The organism is Pseudomonas sp. TH32 (assembly GCF_016650855.1).
Lineage (GTDB): Bacteria > Pseudomonadota > Gammaproteobacteria > Pseudomonadales > Pseudomonadaceae > Aquipseudomonas.
Genome location: NZ_JAEKFA010000002.1, coordinates 5063266 through 5080291 on the forward strand (window position 1 = coordinate 5063266; position 17026 = coordinate 5080291).

16 protein-coding genes are annotated in these 17026 nt (G+C 61.8%); 8 read left to right on the forward strand and 8 right to left on the reverse strand.

What is annotated here, in order from left to right:
• Window positions 1–255: 255 nt before the first annotated feature.
• Window positions 256–579: a DUF6124 family protein gene (locus JFV30_RS26950; protein ID WP_201125601.1), complete on the reverse strand. Its 324-nt coding sequence runs from the start codon at window positions 577–579 to the stop codon at window positions 256–258.
• A 488-nt stretch (window positions 580–1067) separates the two neighbouring features.
• On the opposite strand from JFV30_RS26950, the gene JFV30_RS26955 reads away from it, so the two are divergent.
• Both JFV30_RS26955 and JFV30_RS26960 read left to right on the forward strand, forming a co-directional pair.
• The gene (locus tag JFV30_RS26955) at window positions 1068–1346 is read left to right on the forward strand and encodes a type II toxin-antitoxin system RelE/ParE family toxin (RefSeq protein WP_177087144.1); all 279 of its coding nucleotides are present in this window, start codon (window positions 1068–1070) and stop codon (window positions 1344–1346) included.
• Window positions 1347–1360: 14 nt separating this feature from the next.
• Window positions 1361–1648 (forward strand): HigA family addiction module antitoxin, encoded by a 288-nt coding sequence (locus tag JFV30_RS26960; RefSeq protein WP_010167658.1) that lies wholly within the window; start codon window positions 1361–1363, stop codon window positions 1646–1648.
• 19 nt (window positions 1649–1667) lie between these two features.
• Here the strand turns inward: JFV30_RS26960 and JFV30_RS26965 are convergent, their stop codons facing one another.
• The gene (locus JFV30_RS26965) at window positions 1668–2303 is read right to left on the reverse strand and encodes an NBR1-Ig-like domain-containing protein (RefSeq protein WP_242487118.1); all 636 of its coding nucleotides are present in this window, start codon (window positions 2301–2303) and stop codon (window positions 1668–1670) included.
• Between the two features lie 208 nt (window positions 2304–2511).
• Here JFV30_RS26965 and JFV30_RS26970 point away from each other — a divergent pair, with 208 nt between their 5' ends.
• On the forward strand, window positions 2512–3147 hold the full coding sequence (locus JFV30_RS26970) for a LysE/ArgO family amino acid transporter (protein ID WP_201125603.1): 636 nt from the start codon (window positions 2512–2514) through the stop codon (window positions 3145–3147).
• A gap of 122 nt (window positions 3148–3269) precedes the next feature.
• Here the strand turns inward: JFV30_RS26970 and JFV30_RS26975 are convergent, their stop codons facing one another.
• The 6 genes from JFV30_RS26975 to pilG form a co-directional block, all read right to left on the reverse strand.
• Window positions 3270–3725, reverse strand: a complete 456-nt coding sequence (locus JFV30_RS26975; RefSeq protein ID WP_003213725.1) for a chemotaxis protein CheW — start codon at window positions 3723–3725, stop codon at window positions 3270–3272.
• Window positions 3718–9558, reverse strand: coding sequence for an Hpt domain-containing protein (locus JFV30_RS26980; protein WP_201125604.1), 5841 nt, complete (start codon window positions 9556–9558; stop codon window positions 3718–3720). Before JFV30_RS26980 ends, JFV30_RS26975 begins: the two co-directional genes overlap by 8 nt.
• Before the next feature lie 219 nt (window positions 9559–9777).
• On the reverse strand, window positions 9778–11829 hold the full coding sequence (locus tag JFV30_RS26985; RefSeq protein WP_201125605.1) for a methyl-accepting chemotaxis protein: 2052 nt from the start codon (window positions 11827–11829) through the stop codon (window positions 9778–9780).
• Window positions 11826–12350 (reverse strand): chemotaxis protein CheW, encoded by a 525-nt coding sequence (locus JFV30_RS26990; protein WP_201125606.1) that lies wholly within the window; start codon window positions 12348–12350, stop codon window positions 11826–11828. The genes JFV30_RS26985 and JFV30_RS26990 overlap by 4 nt, the downstream gene beginning before the upstream one ends.
• A 12-nt stretch (window positions 12351–12362) precedes the next feature.
• Entirely contained in the window at window positions 12363–12728 is a 366-nt protein-coding gene (gene pilH, locus JFV30_RS26995; RefSeq protein WP_010167668.1) for a twitching motility response regulator PilH, read from the reverse strand.
• 47 nt (window positions 12729–12775) lie between these two features.
• Complete coding sequence (pilG, locus tag JFV30_RS27000) at window positions 12776–13183, reverse strand: twitching motility response regulator PilG (RefSeq protein WP_010167670.1); 408 nt, start codon at window positions 13181–13183, stop codon at window positions 12776–12778.
• Between the two features lie 239 nt (window positions 13184–13422).
• On the opposite strand from pilG, the gene gshB reads away from it, so the two are divergent.
• From gshB to pyrR, 5 genes are all read left to right on the forward strand, one after another.
• The gene (gene gshB, locus JFV30_RS27005; protein WP_010167673.1) at window positions 13423–14376 is read left to right on the forward strand and encodes a glutathione synthase; all 954 of its coding nucleotides are present in this window, start codon (window positions 13423–13425) and stop codon (window positions 14374–14376) included.
• A 77-nt stretch (window positions 14377–14453) separates the two neighbouring features.
• Window positions 14454–15353 (forward strand): energy transducer TonB, encoded by a 900-nt coding sequence (locus JFV30_RS27010; RefSeq protein ID WP_010167674.1) that lies wholly within the window; start codon window positions 14454–14456, stop codon window positions 15351–15353.
• 67 nt (window positions 15354–15420) lie between these two features.
• Complete coding sequence (locus JFV30_RS27015) at window positions 15421–15990, forward strand: YqgE/AlgH family protein (RefSeq protein ID WP_010167675.1); 570 nt, start codon at window positions 15421–15423, stop codon at window positions 15988–15990.
• The gene (ruvX, locus tag JFV30_RS27020) at window positions 15990–16427 is read left to right on the forward strand and encodes a Holliday junction resolvase RuvX (RefSeq protein ID WP_003213744.1); all 438 of its coding nucleotides are present in this window, start codon (window positions 15990–15992) and stop codon (window positions 16425–16427) included. The genes JFV30_RS27015 and ruvX overlap by 1 nt, the downstream gene beginning before the upstream one ends.
• 72 nt (window positions 16428–16499) lie before the next feature.
• Window positions 16500–17006, forward strand: a complete 507-nt coding sequence (gene pyrR / locus JFV30_RS27025; RefSeq protein WP_010167678.1) for a bifunctional pyr operon transcriptional regulator/uracil phosphoribosyltransferase PyrR — start codon at window positions 16500–16502, stop codon at window positions 17004–17006.
• Window positions 17007–17026: the final 20 nt, after the last annotated feature.

The following is a 17026-nucleotide window of genomic DNA, read 5'->3' on the forward strand; positions in this document are numbered from 1 at the left end:
ATCAATCAAGCTGGGCGGTGGATCGTTACGATTGGAGTAATGGTTCGCCAGCAAACACTGGATTGGGACCAACACAGATCAAATGTGGGAGCTGGCTTGCCTGCGATGGCATCGCTGCGGCGAGCCTAACTCACTGAGTCGCCCGCATCGCAGGCAAGCCAGCTCCCACATTTTGATCGGCTGTGTTCTTAAGAATGGACACATGAGTCCCAAAATGGGAACGATCAGTCCCTTTTTGGGACTGATCCCGCTTCGTCACATAGCCGCTGGGCTTACCTGCTCCAACGCCTGATCAACCAGTAACTGCCCCAGTTCACTCATTTGTTGAATGGCCAGCACCACGCCGCGCTGGGAGCCTTCCAATTCAAAGGCCAGGTTGGAGGTCAGGGCGTTGAGTGAGGCAAAGGTTTCAGAGGCGTTGGCAAGCAAGGCTTCAGTGGATTGAGAGGGAGAGACGGCAAAAAGTGAGGATGAAGCAGAAGTCGGAAAGTAATGATCCATGGCCCGCTCGGCGGCGGCCTGGAGTTTGCGGTGTTCGATGTCGGTGTTGTGTGGCGGATTGGGGGTAGGTTTGAACATGATGTGCAGCTCCGATATGTAGTAGGGAAGCTGACACCGTCCGCTTGCACGCGAATAAGGTGGCAGCTGTGCGCAGGTGTGCAAGACCGGGCATATCGGACCCCGGCAGACCCCAAGGGATCTCCCACGCACAGCCGCCATAAGAAATACAGCAGGCATAAAAAACGCCCGTTGAATGGCTATGGGCGTTGGTGCGCCGATATGTAACCGGACTTGCACGTCCGTGTCACCGTTTTTTGCGATGACGGACGAAGACTAGGCGCGATCGCAGGGCACGACAAGTTCATGCACAGCGCGAGAGGTTGCAGGAAAAATCCGAAGGCAAACACGCGCCGATTGTTCCTACGAGCTTTTCGGGTTGTTGCTCGGAACCTGCCTCTCTAGCCTTTTCGGTCCGAATCATGTCACCGACTGGGCGTTATGAATCTGATACCCAAACCCGATACAAGGCCATTGCACAGCGTGATGTATCACATCACAATCTCGCCATGATCGTTAGCTGGAAACATAAAGGCCTCAAGGTCTTTTTTGAGACTGGCTCTACCAAAGGCATCAACGCAGACCATGCAAAACGCTTGCGTCGTGTGTTGCTGGTTCTGAATAGAGCCAAACACCGTGATGAACTGGACCTGCCCGGCTGGCGGTTTCACCGATTGAAAGGCGATCTGATCGACTACTGGTCCGTCAGTATCAGCGGTAACTGGCGCATTATTTTTCGGATGTTCAATGACCAGGTAGAACTGGTTGATTATCTGGACTACCACTGAGTAAAGGCATCGATATGGACATGCATAACCCTCCCCACCCTGGCGAAATCCTGCTTGAGGACGTGATCCCGGCCTTGGGCATCACCATTACTGAGATGGCACGGCGTCTTGGCTTCGCCAGGGAGACATTCTCTAGAATCCTCCACGGACATGCGCCCATCAGCCCGGATCTTGCCGTAAGGCTTGAACGGGCAGGTATCAGCAAAGCTCGGTTGTGGCTATCGATGCAAAGTGCGTATGACCTATGGCAAGCAGAACATCGGGAGCAACCGAGAATCGAGCGGTTTGCACGGATTGACTGACAAAAATCCGACCGGGCACTCAACGCGCCATGACATTAACCAACACATGCAAAATGAACGCAGGCCCATAACAAGGTTTCCCCTGCGCATCCTCAATTCTCCAGATTGAAGCCACCGTGCAGGTTTCCCTGGGTGCTGCAAACTCCACACTGATATGCACCGGCTGACCCGGCAGCGTATCGGCAATAGGGAGTTCGCTGTGCAGGCTACGCAGGTGAGTATCCATCACCACCTCCAGTTGGCCTTGTGCGTCAGCGCGACGGGCAATCACATATTCCCCGTCAACACGCACCAGTCGCCGCCCACGCCACGGCCGTGTGCCCAGATTCTGAATCTCCCAGGTTTTCTGAAAAACCTCTCCCGGCAACACCACCGTCTGATCAGGCGTCGTGACATCCGCATTGAAGACCGCAACGTCTTCCGGATCATCAATACCTACAGCGCGATTGGTGGCAGCCATTGAGCACGCATTGGCGGGAGCGCCTGTCAGGTCAGCGAAGTAGCGAAACAGCAGCAAAGGAGAAACCTGCAACGCCTTGGCCAGCTTGACCAACGTACGTACCGACGGGTCCTTGGACGCACCACCCGCCAGAGCGTACAGGTAGGTCCTGGAGATTCCCGCCTCCTTGGCCAACGTCGTCAGGGGCTTGCCCAACTCTCGGCTACGTCGCGCAACCAGTGACCTGAGGGTATCTCGCGTTTTTATATTCATACGGAGTTGTCGGTTCCCACGTTTAGGTGACCATCATTTCTTTGTCCGCCAAAAAAGACAACCTGCCCGCCGCCACGTGTCTTGAACCCTGCACACTCGCCCCCTACCTGCTTCGTTGAACGCCCTTCACACCTACCTCTCCGAGCACTTCATGATTCCTGACTTCAACGCCCTTTTTCTTGAAGGCCTGCTATTGGGCATCGGATTGTTCGCCGCTCCTGGACCGAAGGACACCCTGGTCATTCGCCAGGGTGTCAGTCGCGGTCCCGTCTGGGGCGTGGTGGCGGTATGCGTCTTCGCCGATATCATCCTCATCGCTCTTGGCGTTACGGGCTTGGGCTCATTACTCGGCAGCCAGCCAGGTTTGGTAGCTTTTTTGCTGCTGTCAGGAGCGGCCTATCTATTGTGGTTTGGTGGGCAGAGGTTATTGGCGTGCGTGCGTAACAAGTCGATGCCAGAGACTCAGGGCAACCTCACCTCACAACGAGGATTACTGCGCACGGCAGTGATACTTGGATTTGCCAATCCGTATGCCTGGCTGGATACCGTGGTGCTGATTGGCTCTATTGGTGCGGCAAAGCCCGTCGGCCAACAAGCGTCCTTCGCCAGCGGGGCGATGACCGCGTCGCTGGTGTGGTTTGTGGTTTTGGCATTGGGATGTCAAAGGCTGACGGGGTTGTTTCGTTCGGCAAAGGTCTGGCGTTTACTGGACGCGGGCGTGGCGGTTTTGATGGTGTACCTGGCAGGGATGCTGATTGCTGATTTTCTGGTGCTGCATCCTCTCTGAAGGAAAAAGGGCCGTTTGATTGTCTGGTTGTAAGAGGTTGCCGGTTTTGGGGCCGCTTCGCAGCCCAACGGGAGCAAGCTCCCTCGCCACGGGGGAAATCATGGGGCTTAACACTGTGGAGGTCAGGCCAATCCGGCCTCGACCAACAACGCTTCCAACCCCATCAGGTCCGGCACCCTGGCCACATGCTCCCCCACCTGCACCGCCGCCAGTTCCAGCGGGCACAACGGCACGTCCACATAACTCAACTGGCTATCGAGCTTGTACGAACGCGGAATCCCCTGGATCACCAACGCAATAAACTTCAACGTCGGCCGTCCTCCAAGGGTGTTCAACACCACAATCCGTGCCCGCTCCCCCACCACGCCCGACTCGCCACACGCGGCCTCAAAGCTGATCAGCGGCAACTGCCGATCCCGCCAGGTGACTTGCCGCAGGTACCACGGCGGCGCGTCGCTGGCCGGTTCGCCGCGCTGGAAGTCGATCAGTTCGGCCACGGCGACGTTGGGCAATAGCAGGTGACGGTCAGCCAATGGCAGCAGCAAGCCGGTGAGTTGGGTAGCGCGGTGATCAAGCACGGGACTTGCTCCAGTAAGCGATGCTTTCCAGCAGCACCGACTCTTGATAAGGCTTGCCAAGGTAGTCGTTGACGCCAATCGCCATAGCGCGGTCGCGGTGTTTTTGCCCGGTGCGCGAGGTGATCATGATGATGGGCATGCGCATCAACCGTGGGTCGTCGCGTACCTGGATGGCCACTTCGAAGCCGTCCATGCGCGGCATTTCGATGTCGAGCAGCATCAGGTCCGGGGTGTGTTCTTCCAGCACGGCCATGGCGTCGATGCCGTCCTTGGCGGTGAGCACGTTCATGCCGTTGCGCTCCAGCAGGCGGCTGGTGACTTTGCGCACGGTGACCGAGTCGTCCACCACCAGCACCAGCAGCGGGCGCTTTTTCAGGGGGTCGTTGAGGATCAACGGTGCGTCGGCCGCCTGGGCCGGCAAGGCTGGTGGCCGTGCGCGGATGTGCGCCAGCAGGTCGATGATCAGTACCACGCGGCCGTCGCCCAGGATGGTTGCGCCCGACAAGCCCTTCACCCCGGCAAATTGCGGCCCCAGGCCCTTGACCACGATCTCGCGGGTGCCGGCCATGGCGTCCACTTGCACCGCCACGCGCCGCTCGTTGCACTGCACCAGCAGCACCGGCAGCGGCTGGTACTGGCCCAGCAGGTTCGGGCGGCCGACGGTGTGCAGCAGGTCGCCGAGGTAGAACAGTTCGTAGCGTTGGCCGGCGTATTCGTAACGCGGCGGATCCTGCTGATAGTGCCCCTCCAGTTCGTGGGGCATGACCCGCACCAGGCCTTCGATGGTGTTCAGCGGGATCGCGTATTGATCGTCCGCACATTGCACCATCAACGCCTGGTTGACCGACACGGTGAACGGCAGGCGAATGCGAAAGTGCACGCCCTCCCCCGGCGTCGAATCGATGACCATCGAACCGCCCAGCTGGCGCACTTCTTCATGCACCACGTCCATGCCGACGCCACGCCCGGAAATCTGGGTGATTTTTTCGGCAGTGGAAAACCCCGGTTGCAGGATGAACTGCAACACGTCGCGGTCGCTGATTTCCAGGTTGGGGTCGAGCAAGCCGCGCTTGATCGCCTTGCGCCGTACGGCTTCCAGCGGCACGCCGGCGCCGTCGTCGCACATGTCGAAAACGATGTCGCCGCCTTCGTGGGTCAGGTCCAGGGTGATACGACCTTTTTCCGGTTTGCCCGCCAGCAGACGCGCATCGCGGGACTCCAGGCCATGGTCGACAGCGTTGCGCAGCATGTGCTCCAGCGGCGCCACCATGCGCTCCAGCACGTTGCGATCCATCTCGCCTTCGGCGTTGCCGACGATAAATTCCACGTCCTTGCCCAGCTCGCCCGCCACTTGCCGCACGATGCGTTTAAGGCGCGGCAGCATGCGTTCGAAGGGCACCATGCGCGTGCGCATCAGGCCTTCCTGCAACTCGGTGTTGATGCGTGCCTGTTGCTGCAGCAGGTTGTGGGCGTCCTGGTTGCGACGGTCGAGGGTTTCCTTGAGGTCGAGCAGGTCGGAGGCCGATTCGAACAAGGCCCGGGACAGTTGTTGCAGCTGGGAATGGCGGTCCATTTCCAGTGGGTCGAATTCCTCGTAGCCCAGGCGTTCGGCCTCAGCCTGCTGGCGGCTGAGGATGCGGCCCTGGGTTTCGGTGTCGAGCCGGCGCAGTTGATCGCGCATGCGCTCGATGGTGGTTTCCACTTCATGCAGGGCGATGCTCGCATCGTTGACCTGTTGCTCGATGCGCCCACGGAAGATCGAGGTTTCACCGGCCAGGTTGACCAGATCGTCCAGCAAGTCGGCGGATATTTTCACCATGTCGGCGGCCGGATCACTGGCCGGCGCCGCTTCGGTTTTGGTCGCCGCCAACGCCACCGGTGCGGCGGTCACTTCAGCCGGATGCACCAGGCTTTTGATCCGCTCGATCAGCAAGTCCACCGAGCCCACCGGCAGCCCGGCCGCCACCGCATCGATCATCTGCGCCAGACGGTCGTGGCAACCTTGCAGCAACGCAAACAGCTCCGCCGAGGGCGCCAGCAAACCTGCCGACAAGCCTTCGTAGAGAAATTCCAGCTCATGGGCCAGGTCGCCAATCGGACCGATCTCGACCATGCGCGCGCCACCCTTGAGGGTGTGCAGGTCGCGCAGCAGGGTCTCGACTTCCTGGCGACTTTTCGGCTCGGCCTGCCAGCGCAACAGCGCGGCGCCGGAGCTGTCGAGGATGTCGGCGGCTTCTTCGAGGAAGATATCCAGCAGCTCGGGATCAGTGCCCGGCGTCTCGACTTCGGCAGCCGCTACGGGCGCCGCTTGCCCGGTACTTTGGCGCAACTCACGCAAGTGGCTGATCAGGTCACTGGAGTCGCTCAGCGGTTGCTGGTGTTGCAGCTGTTCAAGCAGCAGCGCCAGTCGCTCATGACTGGCCATCAATACGTTCCCCAGCTCGCCGGAATAGCTGTAGCGACGGTCTACCAGACCTTCGTAAAGGTTTTCCAACTCCAGTGCCAGGTCGCCCACCGCGCCGATCTCGGCCATGCGTGCGCCACCCTTGAGGGTGTGCAAATCCCGCTGCAAGGATGAGAGCGGCGCGGCGTTATCCGGGTCCAGCAGCCAGCGTTTGAGGGACTGGCCGGCGCTGTCGAGGATGTCTACCGCTTCCTCAAGGAAGATCTCGACGATCTCGTCATCCACCGCAAAGCCCTGGTCCAGCTTCGCCGTGGCGGCGCCCAGCTCGGAGATGCTCAGGGCGCGGCTGCCATCGCTTTTGATCAGGCCGGTGGCGGACGGGTCGAGGCCTTCATCCAGCAACTCGCGCAGGGCTCGCACCCGTGCGGGGGCCGGGCTGATTTCCTGGCCGGCGGCCAGTTGGTCGAGCATGTTGATCAGGGCTTCGTGGGCCTGTTCGGCCTCGTGGAAGAAGCGTTCGCTGACCGCCAGGCTGCTCTCTTCCACCGCGCCGTAGAGGTCGAGCAAGGCTTCGCACAACTCGTCCATCGGGTGCAGGTCGGCCAGGTGCGCGCCTTCGCCGAGGGTGGTCAGTTCGTCCAGCAGCGCACTCAGTTCCTGGCGCTCGCCGGGGTGCTGTTGCCAACGGCGCAACAGGCTTTCGGCGTCCAGCAGGATGTCCATGCCCTGGGCCAGGAAGTTGGCAATCAACTGCGGGTCGCGCTTGATCCGCAGGCCGGTGTTGGGCGCATTCAGCAAGGCTTCAAGCTGGCTGTTCAGCAGGTTCTGCGTGCGTTCGATCAAGCCTGCCGCACCAGTGATGGGCGCATGGGGATCGCTGTCCAGCTGGCGCACACCGCGCTGGAACAGCGCCTCGGCCTCCAGCAGCAATTCGATTTCATCAAGGTCCAACGGCAGGCGGTGGGCCTTGTATTCGCGGGTCAGGTGGTCGAGCGGGCGCGCCAGCTCGGCGATGGGCAACACGCCGGCCATGTAGGCGCTGCCCTTGAGGGTGTGCAGCGCGCGTTGCAGTTCATCGCTGACTTGCAGCGGCAGGTGCTCGGTGGCCTGTTGCAGGAAATGGTTGAGGCTGTCGAGGTGACTCTGGGCTTCGTTGCGGAAGATTTCCAGCAGTTGCGGGTCCAGGCCGGCCGGGTCTGTGGCCAACGGTTCGACACCGCTGGCCAAGGCATGCGCCCGTGCTGCCAGCTCGTCTACGTCATCGCGCTGGCGCTGGGCATCGGCGGCGAAATCGGTGATCAGCTCAGGCAGCAATTCCACCACGTCATCCAGCACCGCTTGCACATCCGGGCCCGGCGCGACGCTGCGTTCCAGCACGCGATTGAGCAGGTTTTCCACCGCCCAGGCCAGCTCCGCCAACACCAAGGCACGGACCATGCGGCCGCTACCCTTCAAAGTGTGGAAGGCGCGGCGCATTTCGGTCAGGGTGGCCTTGTCTTCAAGGCTCGCGGTGCCGGCAGGTACGTAGCGGTGCAGCACGTCGAGGACTTCGGCGGTTTCTTCGAGGAAGACTTCCCGCAATTCATCGTCGATGGCTTCTTCGCCGGCAGGCGGCGGCAGCAGGCTGCCGGGACGCTGGAGAGCCGGCGGGTTGAGGCGCGAGGTGGGGCTGGCCAGCGCATCCGCGAGAAACGGGGTTTGCTCCGAAGGCGAGTCGTCCTGAGCGAGCAGTGCCTGGCGCCAGGGTTTTTCGGCCGGCAAATAGCCGAGCGCTGCGAGGCCTTCGGCGGCGACTTCCAGCACACGTTCGCCCGGGGCGTCATGGTCCTGAAGCATGCGTTCCAGGTAGTACTCGAGGCTGGTGAGCACATCGGCAAAATGCTCAAGCTGCGCCTCGGAAGGCGCGGCGTCACTGACCATCAACTGCTCGTTGACGTAATCATTGCAGCCACGCATCAGGCTCGCCGCGCGGGGCAGCGGAATCATCGCCAGCGCGCCGCGTACCTGGGTCAACAACTCGGGCAGCGACTCCAGGCGCTGGCGGTCCCAGTGGGCCTCGATGCAGTCGATCACCAGCTCTTTGGCCTGGGTCAGGCACTGGCAGGATTCGCGGATCACCAGGTGGTGGATCTGCGTCAGGTCGGTGGTGGGCAGGCGACTTTCTTCACGGCGCTCCGGCTCGACAGTGCCGACCATCCCGGCCAGCGTGGCTTCGACGTAGAGCAATGCACCGGCGACGTCCATCAGCACCGCATCGTTGGGCTCGCGCTGCCCCTGGGCCAGGCCGAGCACCACCGCCAGTTGGTCGATGATCACTTTGCGCGGCTGGCCGAAACCCAGTACGGCCAGGGTGTCGGCGATCTGCCGCAAGGGCGCCAGCAAGACCTCAAGGTCCGAGGCGTGTTGACGGTCGCTGCGCACGAACAGGTCCAGGCGTTCCTTGACCCGCACCAGTTCCTCGCACAGCGCGCCGAGCACCGAGCCCATGGCGTCGCGGTCCGGACCGGCCAGGCGGGCGCGTTCGGCATCCACCACGGCGCTGTCGGGCAGGGCTTCATCGAGGCCATAACGTTCTTTCAAACTTTGCATCCGTGGAGTCGGTCGGGTGACTTTGGCGACGTAGAACAACAGGCTCTTGAGCAACTCATCCGGGGCCGGGGTGTTGATCCCGTTGATGCCCTGGATCAGCAGGCGCTTGAGTTCCTTGTCGCAGGCTTTGAGCAAACTGCGCAACGCCGGGCTGTTGGCGACCACGCCAATGAGCATGCCTTCCACCAGCGCCGAGGTCACCTGCCACAACGGTAACAGCGGCGCACCATGGCACAGGGCTTCGAGGCGGGCGAATACCCGCGCCATGTCTTCCAGGTTGCTGGGGCCGTGGTCTTCGCGCAGCAAGCCGACCAGCGCCTGTTGCAGCATCTGCCGCCACTGGCGCAGCAACCCGGGGAAATCCTCCGGCGTGCGCTGGGCCAGCGCTTCCTCGGGCAGTGGCGGGATCACCAACAGTTGCGGGCTGAACAGGCTGGTTTCCGAGAGCAGGCTTTCGCCGCGCACGCTGCGCAGGTCGTTGAGCAGCGGCAGTACCACCAAGGGCAAATCGCGCCGGGCGCTGTGCACGCGGTCGAGGTACAGCGGCAATTGGCCGAGGCCCTGTTGCAACAGGCGAATGCCTTCATCGCGCTGGCTGACGCGCGCGCCTTGCAGGGCAAGCGCCAGTTGTTCCATTTCTTCAGCGAACAGCGCCGCGCCGTAGAACTCGACCATCAGCAGGCTGCCATGGACCTGATGGATGCATTCCAGGCACTGGCCGATGGCCTCGCTGCTGCCGTCTTCCACATAGGCGTCCAGCGCCGAACGGGCCTGTTTCAGGGTTTCGGCAATTTCGCCCTTGACCCATTCGAGGGCCACGTAGTCGTGCCGATCAACCATAACCGCTCCCGTCTGAATTCATGAGTTGCTGTGTGACCACCGATTCCAGAATCAATGGAGGTCAAATGTGAGAGCGGGCTTGTTGTGGTGAGCGGGCTTGCCCCGCGTTGGGCTGCGAAGCAGCCCCATCAATCAGTGGTGAACCCGACGGGGGACAAGCCCCCTCACCACAACAAGCCAGCTCCCACAGGAGTTCGGTGGTGCCTGACAGATAGCATTTCACTCATCCACCTGCTTCGCCGCCGGCAACGTGAAGCCCGATACCGACCGCCGCAACTGGCTGGCCATTTTCGCCAGGTTGCCGATGCTCTCGGCAGTGGCCGTGGAGCCCGACGATGTCTGAGTGGTGATCTGCTGAATCACGTTCATCGTCAGCGAAATCTGCCCCGCCGACGACGTCTGCTGCTGCGCCGCGTTGGAAATACTCTGGATCAACGCCGCCAGGGTTTTCGACACGCCTTCGATCTCTTCCAGCGCCACGCCGGCGTCCTGGGCCAGCCGCGCACCGCGCACCACTTCGGTGGTGGTCTGCTCCATGGAAATCACGGCTTCGTTGGTGTCTGTCTGAATCGCCCGCACCAGGGTTTCGATCTGCCGGGTCGCCGCCGAAGAACGCTCCGCCAGCCGCTGCACCTCATCGGCCACCACCGCAAAACCACGCCCGGCATCACCGGCCATGCTTGCCTGGATCGCGGCATTGAGGGCGAGGATGTTGGTCTGCTCGGCGATGTCGTCGATCAGGCTGACGATGTCGCCAATCTCCTGGGACGATTCCCCCAGGCGCTTGATGCGCTTGGCAGTGTCCTGGATCTGTTCGCGGATGTTGTCCATGCCATGGATGGTGTTGTGCACCACCTCGTTACCCTTGTTGGCGATCTCCACCGAGCGCTCGGCCACGGCCGAAGATTCGGCGGCGTTGGCCGACACCTGGTCGATGGACTGGGCCATCTGGTTGATCGCCGTGGAAGCCTCGGCAATCTGCTGCGCCTGATGCTCCGAAGCCTGGGCCAGGTGCATGGCGGTGGCCTGGGTGTCCTGCACTGCGCCCGCGACCTGGCCGGCGGTGAGGTTGATGGTTGCCACCAGGTCGCGCAGTTGGTCCACGGAATAGTTGATGGAGTCGGCGATGGTGCCGGTGAAGTCTTCGGTGACCGAGGCGGTGACGGTCAGGTCACCGTCGGCCAGGTCTTCGATTTCATCCAGCAGGCGCATGATCGCGTTCTGGTTGCGCTCATTCTTCTCGGCGGTTTCCCGCAGTTGACGGTTGGTCTCGCGGACCATCACCAGGCCGATCAGGATGATCGAGGCCAGCGCCAGCAAGCCCAGCACGTAGCCGCCGATGGTGTCGAAGGTGCGCCCGTCGGCCAGGTTTTCAAAACCGGTGGCCAGGTGTGAGGCCTCGTCCAGCAGGGTTTGCGACAGGTTGAAGATATTGCTCGCCGAGGCGCGCACCTGGAACAGCTGCGGCGAGGTTTCGAGGATTTCGTCCACCGAGCCGGAGACGAATTCGAACAGCTCGGAAATTTCCGCCAATCGGGCACGGGCGTCGTGGTCTTCGACCTGGCTGATGCGCAGGCCGGGGTTGCCCTGGAGCATGCCGTTGAGCACCAGGCCGAAACGGTTGGCATCGCGACCAAAGGCATCGGCGGCCTGCACTGCGGTCTCGTCGCCCGCCAACACGGTGTTCACTGCCCCCAGAATACGTTCGGCCAGCAACGACTGGCGCTGGGCCAACGCCACCTGACTGGCCGGTGCGCCGCGTTGCAGGAGGATGTCGACGACCTTTTCCGACTCCATCTGCAACTGTGGAACGGTTTCCGCCAGGGTCGCGGCCACTTGATGCAACGACAGCACGGTTTGCTCACTGGCCAGAATCGCATCGGCGTTTTTCAGCAGCGCTTCCCAGTCGGTCTGCACGGCGCGCATTTCTGCGCGCACGGCGGTGGGTGCGGCGGGCAGGCCGGTGGCCGGGTCGCCTTTTTTCAGGTAACCCCAGCGCTGGGCAAAGTCGTTGCGCGCATCCCCCAGCAACTTGAACGCAGCGGCCTTGCCGGCGGCGGCCTCGGTGGCGTTCTTGGCGATGCGCTGGGACAGCACCCGCAGTTCACCGGCGTGGCCGATGTACTGTTTATCGTAGGTGGACTGGGTGTTGAGGTACGCGAAGTTGGCGAACAGCAGCATGATGAACACGATCAGCGCGATAAACAGCACGATGATCTGCGAGCGGCTGCGGGAAGCTTCCAGGGGTTTGGCGGGGGTAACGGTACTCATGCGGCAACATCCATGAAATCTGGAGCCTGGGCCAGGGCGAAGGGGCTGAAGACCTGCCACAGCTGATCGCCGTCGAACTGGCCCTGGATAAACGGCGCGCCGGCCACGGTGCTCGTCGACAATGCGTCTTGTGCGAAATGCTGCATGCCCACCACCTCGTCCACCAACAGGCCGACAAACACGTCCTGATATTCCACCACCAGCACCCGCCGTTGTTTGCGCGCCACCGATCGCTCAAGGCCGAGGAAAGCGCCCAGGTCCATCACCGGCAGAAGGCGCCCGCGCAGGTTAGCCACGCCCTTGACCCACGGCTTGACCCCGGGCATCAAGGTGCAGCGTGGTTCGTGCAGCACTTCGGCGACTTCGCCCATGGGCGCCACGTACCAGTGCTCGCCCAGGCGAAACCCGATCCCGCTCCAGCTGTGCAGCCGGGTTTCCTGGGACGGCAGGTCGGCGGCCAGCAAGCGGCAGCGGCGGTCGATGTCCAGCAGCAGCTCGAAGGCGGTTTGCGACTCGGTCATGGGAACGTGCCGTCAGCCGGCCAGCACCTTGTTCAGGGTGGCGATCAGGGTTTCTTCGTCCACGGGCTTGGTCAGGTAGTCCTTGGCGCCCTGGCGCTCGCCCCAGATCTTGTCGGTTTCCTGGTCCTTGGTGGTGATGATGATCACCGGGATGTGCCCGGTGTCAGGGTCCTTGGTCAACTGGCGGGTGGCCTGGAAACCATTGAGCCCGGGCATGACGATGTCCATCAGGACCGCGTCGGGCTTTTCCTGGCGGGCCAGCGCGACGCCGTCGCCGCCGTTCTGGGCCTTGAGGACAGTGTGACCGTGCTTTTCGAGCATTTCGGTCAGTTTGTACATTTCAGTCGGCGAATCGTCGACGATCAGAACACGTGCCATGGTTTTCCCCACTTCTTTAGTAGACGCAAGCCCTCGTGGGGCCCCCGTCAGTGTGCTTGTTCTACTGCGGCGAAGCCCGGCACATAGGCCTTGATCGCGCTCAGCAGTTCTTCCTTGCTGAAAGGCTTGGTCAAAAACTGATCAGAGCCGACGATACGCCCCTTGGCCTTGTCGAACAGACCATCCTTGGACGACAGCATGATCACCGGGGTCGACTTGAACGCCGGGTTGTTCTTCACCAGCGCGCAGGTCTGATAGCCATCCAGGCGCGGCATCATGATGTCGACAAAGATAATGTGCGGGTGGTGGTCAACAATCTTGGCCAGGGCATCGAAACCGTCGATGGCCGTGATGACGTCGCACCCTACGTTCTTCAACAGTGTTTCGGCCGTGCGGCGAATCGTTTTCGAATCGTCGATCACCATCACTTTCAAGGCGTTGGAATGCTGTTCCATATCTGCTCTACCATCGCCACAGCGAATAGGTTTTCGGTGTGTACTGCCTGATGTTGCACAGGATGAGCGCCAGAAGCCTTGGAATTCAAGGGCTGATACGCCATGGCAGCCTTTTTAGCACAGTCTCAGAACGCAATCTATCGGCCGACCCGCGCGGTGGTTTTTCCTTGACCCACAACAGCCGCAGCGCCACTCTGACGCCACTTTTATGCGCCCTTATTTGCTAGAGGAAATCCCCCATGAGCGTTCGCGTCGGCATTGTCATGGACCCTATCGCCAGCATCTCCTATAAAAAGGATAGCTCGCTGGCCATGCTGCTGGCCGCCCAGGCCCGCGGCTGGAGCCTGTTCTATATGGAACAGCCGGACCTTTACCAGGGTGACGGTGAAGCGCGGGCACGGATGCGCCCCCTGCAGGTGTTTGCCAACCCCGAGAAGTGGTTCGAACTGCAAGACGAAATCGACAGCCCCCTGAGCGACCTCGACGTGATCCTGATGCGCAAGGATCCGCCATTCGACATGGAGTTCGTCTACTCCACCTACCTGCTGGAGCAGGCCGAGCGCGCGGGCGTGCTGATCGTCAACAAGCCCCAGAGCCTGCGCGACTGCAATGAAAAGCTGTTCGCCACGCTGTTCCCACAGTGCACACCGCCGACCGTGGTCAGCCGCCGCGCCGACGTGCTGCGTGAATTCGCCGCCAAGCACGGTGACGTGATCCTCAAGCCGCTGGACGGCATGGGCGGCACGTCGATCTTCCGCCACCGCGCCGGCGACCCGAACCTGTCGGTGATCCTCGAAACCCTGACCGCGCTGGGCACCCAGCAGATCATGGGCCAGGCCTACATTCCGGCGATCAAGGACGGCGACAAGCGCATCCTGATGATCGATGGCGAGCCGGTGCCTTACTGCCTGGCGCGTATTCCGGCCGCCGGCGAGACCCGCGGCAACCTGGCGGCCGGTGGCCGGGGTGAAGCCCGACCGCTGACAGACAAGGATCGCTGGATTGCAGCCCAAGTCGGCCCAACCCTGCGCGAAAAAGGCCTGCTATTTGTAGGACTTGACGTTATCGGCGAGAACCTCACCGAAATCAACGTCACCAGCCCGACCTGTATTCGCGAGATCGACAATGCATTTGGCACGAACATCGGCGAAATGCTGATGGCGGCGATTGCCTCCAAGCTACAAGCCAAGTGACATAGAACAGCCGGACACAAACCAACATTGCGCTATCATGCCCCACCTGTGAAATGCGCGATGTTGGTTTTCTTGTCATGACGCTCCCGTCCGATCTGCCCCCCGAACTCTCCCACAGCGGCGTGCGCCCGGCTGATCGGCTCGGATTTACCCTGTTTCTGGCGGCGTTGATTCACCTGGCATTGATCCTCGGCCTGGGCTTCACGTTTGCCGAACCCAAGCAGATCACCAAGACCCTGGAAATCACCCTTGCCACCTTCAAAAGCGAAAAGAAGCCCGAAAAGGCTGACTTTCTCGCTCAGGACAACCAGCAAGGCAGCGGCACCCTCGACAAGAAGGCGGTGCCCAAGACCACCGAAGTGGCGCCGTTCCAGGACAACAAGGTCAATAAGGTCACGCCACCACCGACGCCCAAGCCGGAGGTGAAACAGGCTGCACCCAAGGCCGCCGTCACGACCGTGGCGCCCAAACCGCAAAAAGCCCCGACCCAGCGCGAAAAGGCCAAGACCGAACCCGCGCCGACGACGCCGGCCCCGACGTTTGACAGCTCGCAACTCTCCAGTGAAATCTCCAGCCTGGAAGCCGAACTGGCCCACGAACAACAGCTGTACGCCAAGCGCCCGCGCATCTACCGCCTGAATGCCGCCTCCACCATGCGCGACAAAGGCGCCTGGTATAAGGACGAGTGGCGCAAGAAGGTCGAGCGCATCGGCAACCTGAACTACCCGGACGAAGCCCGCCGCCAGCAGATCTACGGTAATTTGCGACTGCTGGTATCGATCAACCGCGATGGCACCTTGTACGAAGTGCAGGTGCTGGAGTCTTCCGGCCAGCCGCTGCTGGACCAGGCGGCGCAACGCATCGTGCGCCTGGCGGCGCCCTTTGCACCGTTTACCGGGGACTTGAACGACATCGACCGCCTGGAAATCATTCGCACCTGGCGCTTTGCCAAGGGTGATCGGCTTTCCAGTAATTGAGGATTGCGCCAATGTCGTACGCATCCTCAGCTTGTCAGTTCGCCCCTCCAACGCCACACTAGCGGACATGAAAAATGTCAGCCCGACCTACCTCAAGCACCAATTCCTGATCGCCATGCCCCATATGGCCGACCCGAACTTTGCGCAGACCTTGACCTACATCGTCGAGCACACCGCCAATGGTGCGATGGGGCTGGTGGTCAACCGCCCGCAAGACCTGAACCTGGCCGATATCCTCGAGCAACTGCGCCCGGACATCGACCCGCCCGCCAGCTGCCAGCACGTACCGATCTACATCGGCGGGCCGGTGCAGACGGACCGGGGTTTTGTGCTGCACCCCACCGGGCCGAAATTCCAGGCGACCGTGGACCTTGAAGGGTTGTCCCTGTCCACGTCCCAGGACGTGTTGTTCGCCATTGCGGACGGCATCGGGCCTGATCAAAGTGTGATCACCCTGGGTTACGCCGGCTGGGAAGCCGGGCAACTGGAGGCGGAGCTGGCGAGCAATGCCTGGCTGACCTGCCCGTTTGATGCCGACATCCTGTTCAATACCCCCAGCGAACTGCGCCTGGAAGCCGCCGCGGCCAAGCTGCGGATCAATCTCAGCCTGCTGACCAGCCAGGCGGGGCACGCCTGATGGCCTTGCGTCTGATCCTCGGTTTTGACTACGGCACCAAACAGATTGGCGTCGCTGTCGGCCAGGTCATCACCGGCCAGGCCCGCGAGCTGTGCACCCTGAAAGCCCAAAACGGCGTGCCCGACTGGAACCAGGTCGAGGCCCTGATCAAGGAGTGGAAGCCCGACGCCGTAGTCGTCGGCCTGCCCTTGAACATGGACGGCACCCCGAGCGAGATGTGCCTGCGGGCCGAAAAATTCGCCCGCCGCCTGAATGGCCGCTACAACCTGCCCTTCTATACCCACGACGAACGCCTGACCACGTTCGAAGCCAAGGGCGAGCGCCGCGACCGTGGCGGGCAGAAAGGCAGCTACCGCGACAACCCGGTGGATGCCATCGCCGCGGCCTTGCTGTTGCAGGGCTGGCTGGATGAAAACACCGCTTTATTTGAATCCTGACTGACGCGGCTTGCCGCGTCTTCTTACGTTTGAGCCCGGACCTTGCCTGCGCGAGGCCTAGAAGGAGCACCCATGAGCCTGCCCAATCCCGCCGATCTGATCAGCCAGATGGCGATCCGCCTCAAGGCGCACCTGGAACACCGTGCCATCAGCGAACCGCGCTTTATCGGCATTCGCACCGGTGGCGTGTGGGTGGCCCAGGCGCTGCTGGAAGAACTGGGCAGCAACTCGCCCCTCGGCACCCTGGACGTGTCCTTCTACCGCGACGACTTCAGCCAGAACGGCCTGCACCCGCAAGTGCGCCCTTCGGCCCTGCCGTTCGAGATTGAAGGCCAGCACCTGGTGCTGATCGATGACGTACTGATGAGCGGTCGCACCATTCGCGCCGCCATGAACGAACTGTTCGACTACGGCCGCCCGGCCAGCGTGACCCTGGTCTGCCTGCTGGACCTGGACGCCGGCGAGTTGCCGATCAGCCCGGACGTGGTCGGCGCCACACTGTCCCTCGAAGCCCACCAGCGGGTAAAATTGTCCGGTCCCACGCCGCTCGAACTCGAACTGCAAGACCTTGCCCTTTAAACCGCCTTGTAAAGAGTCCC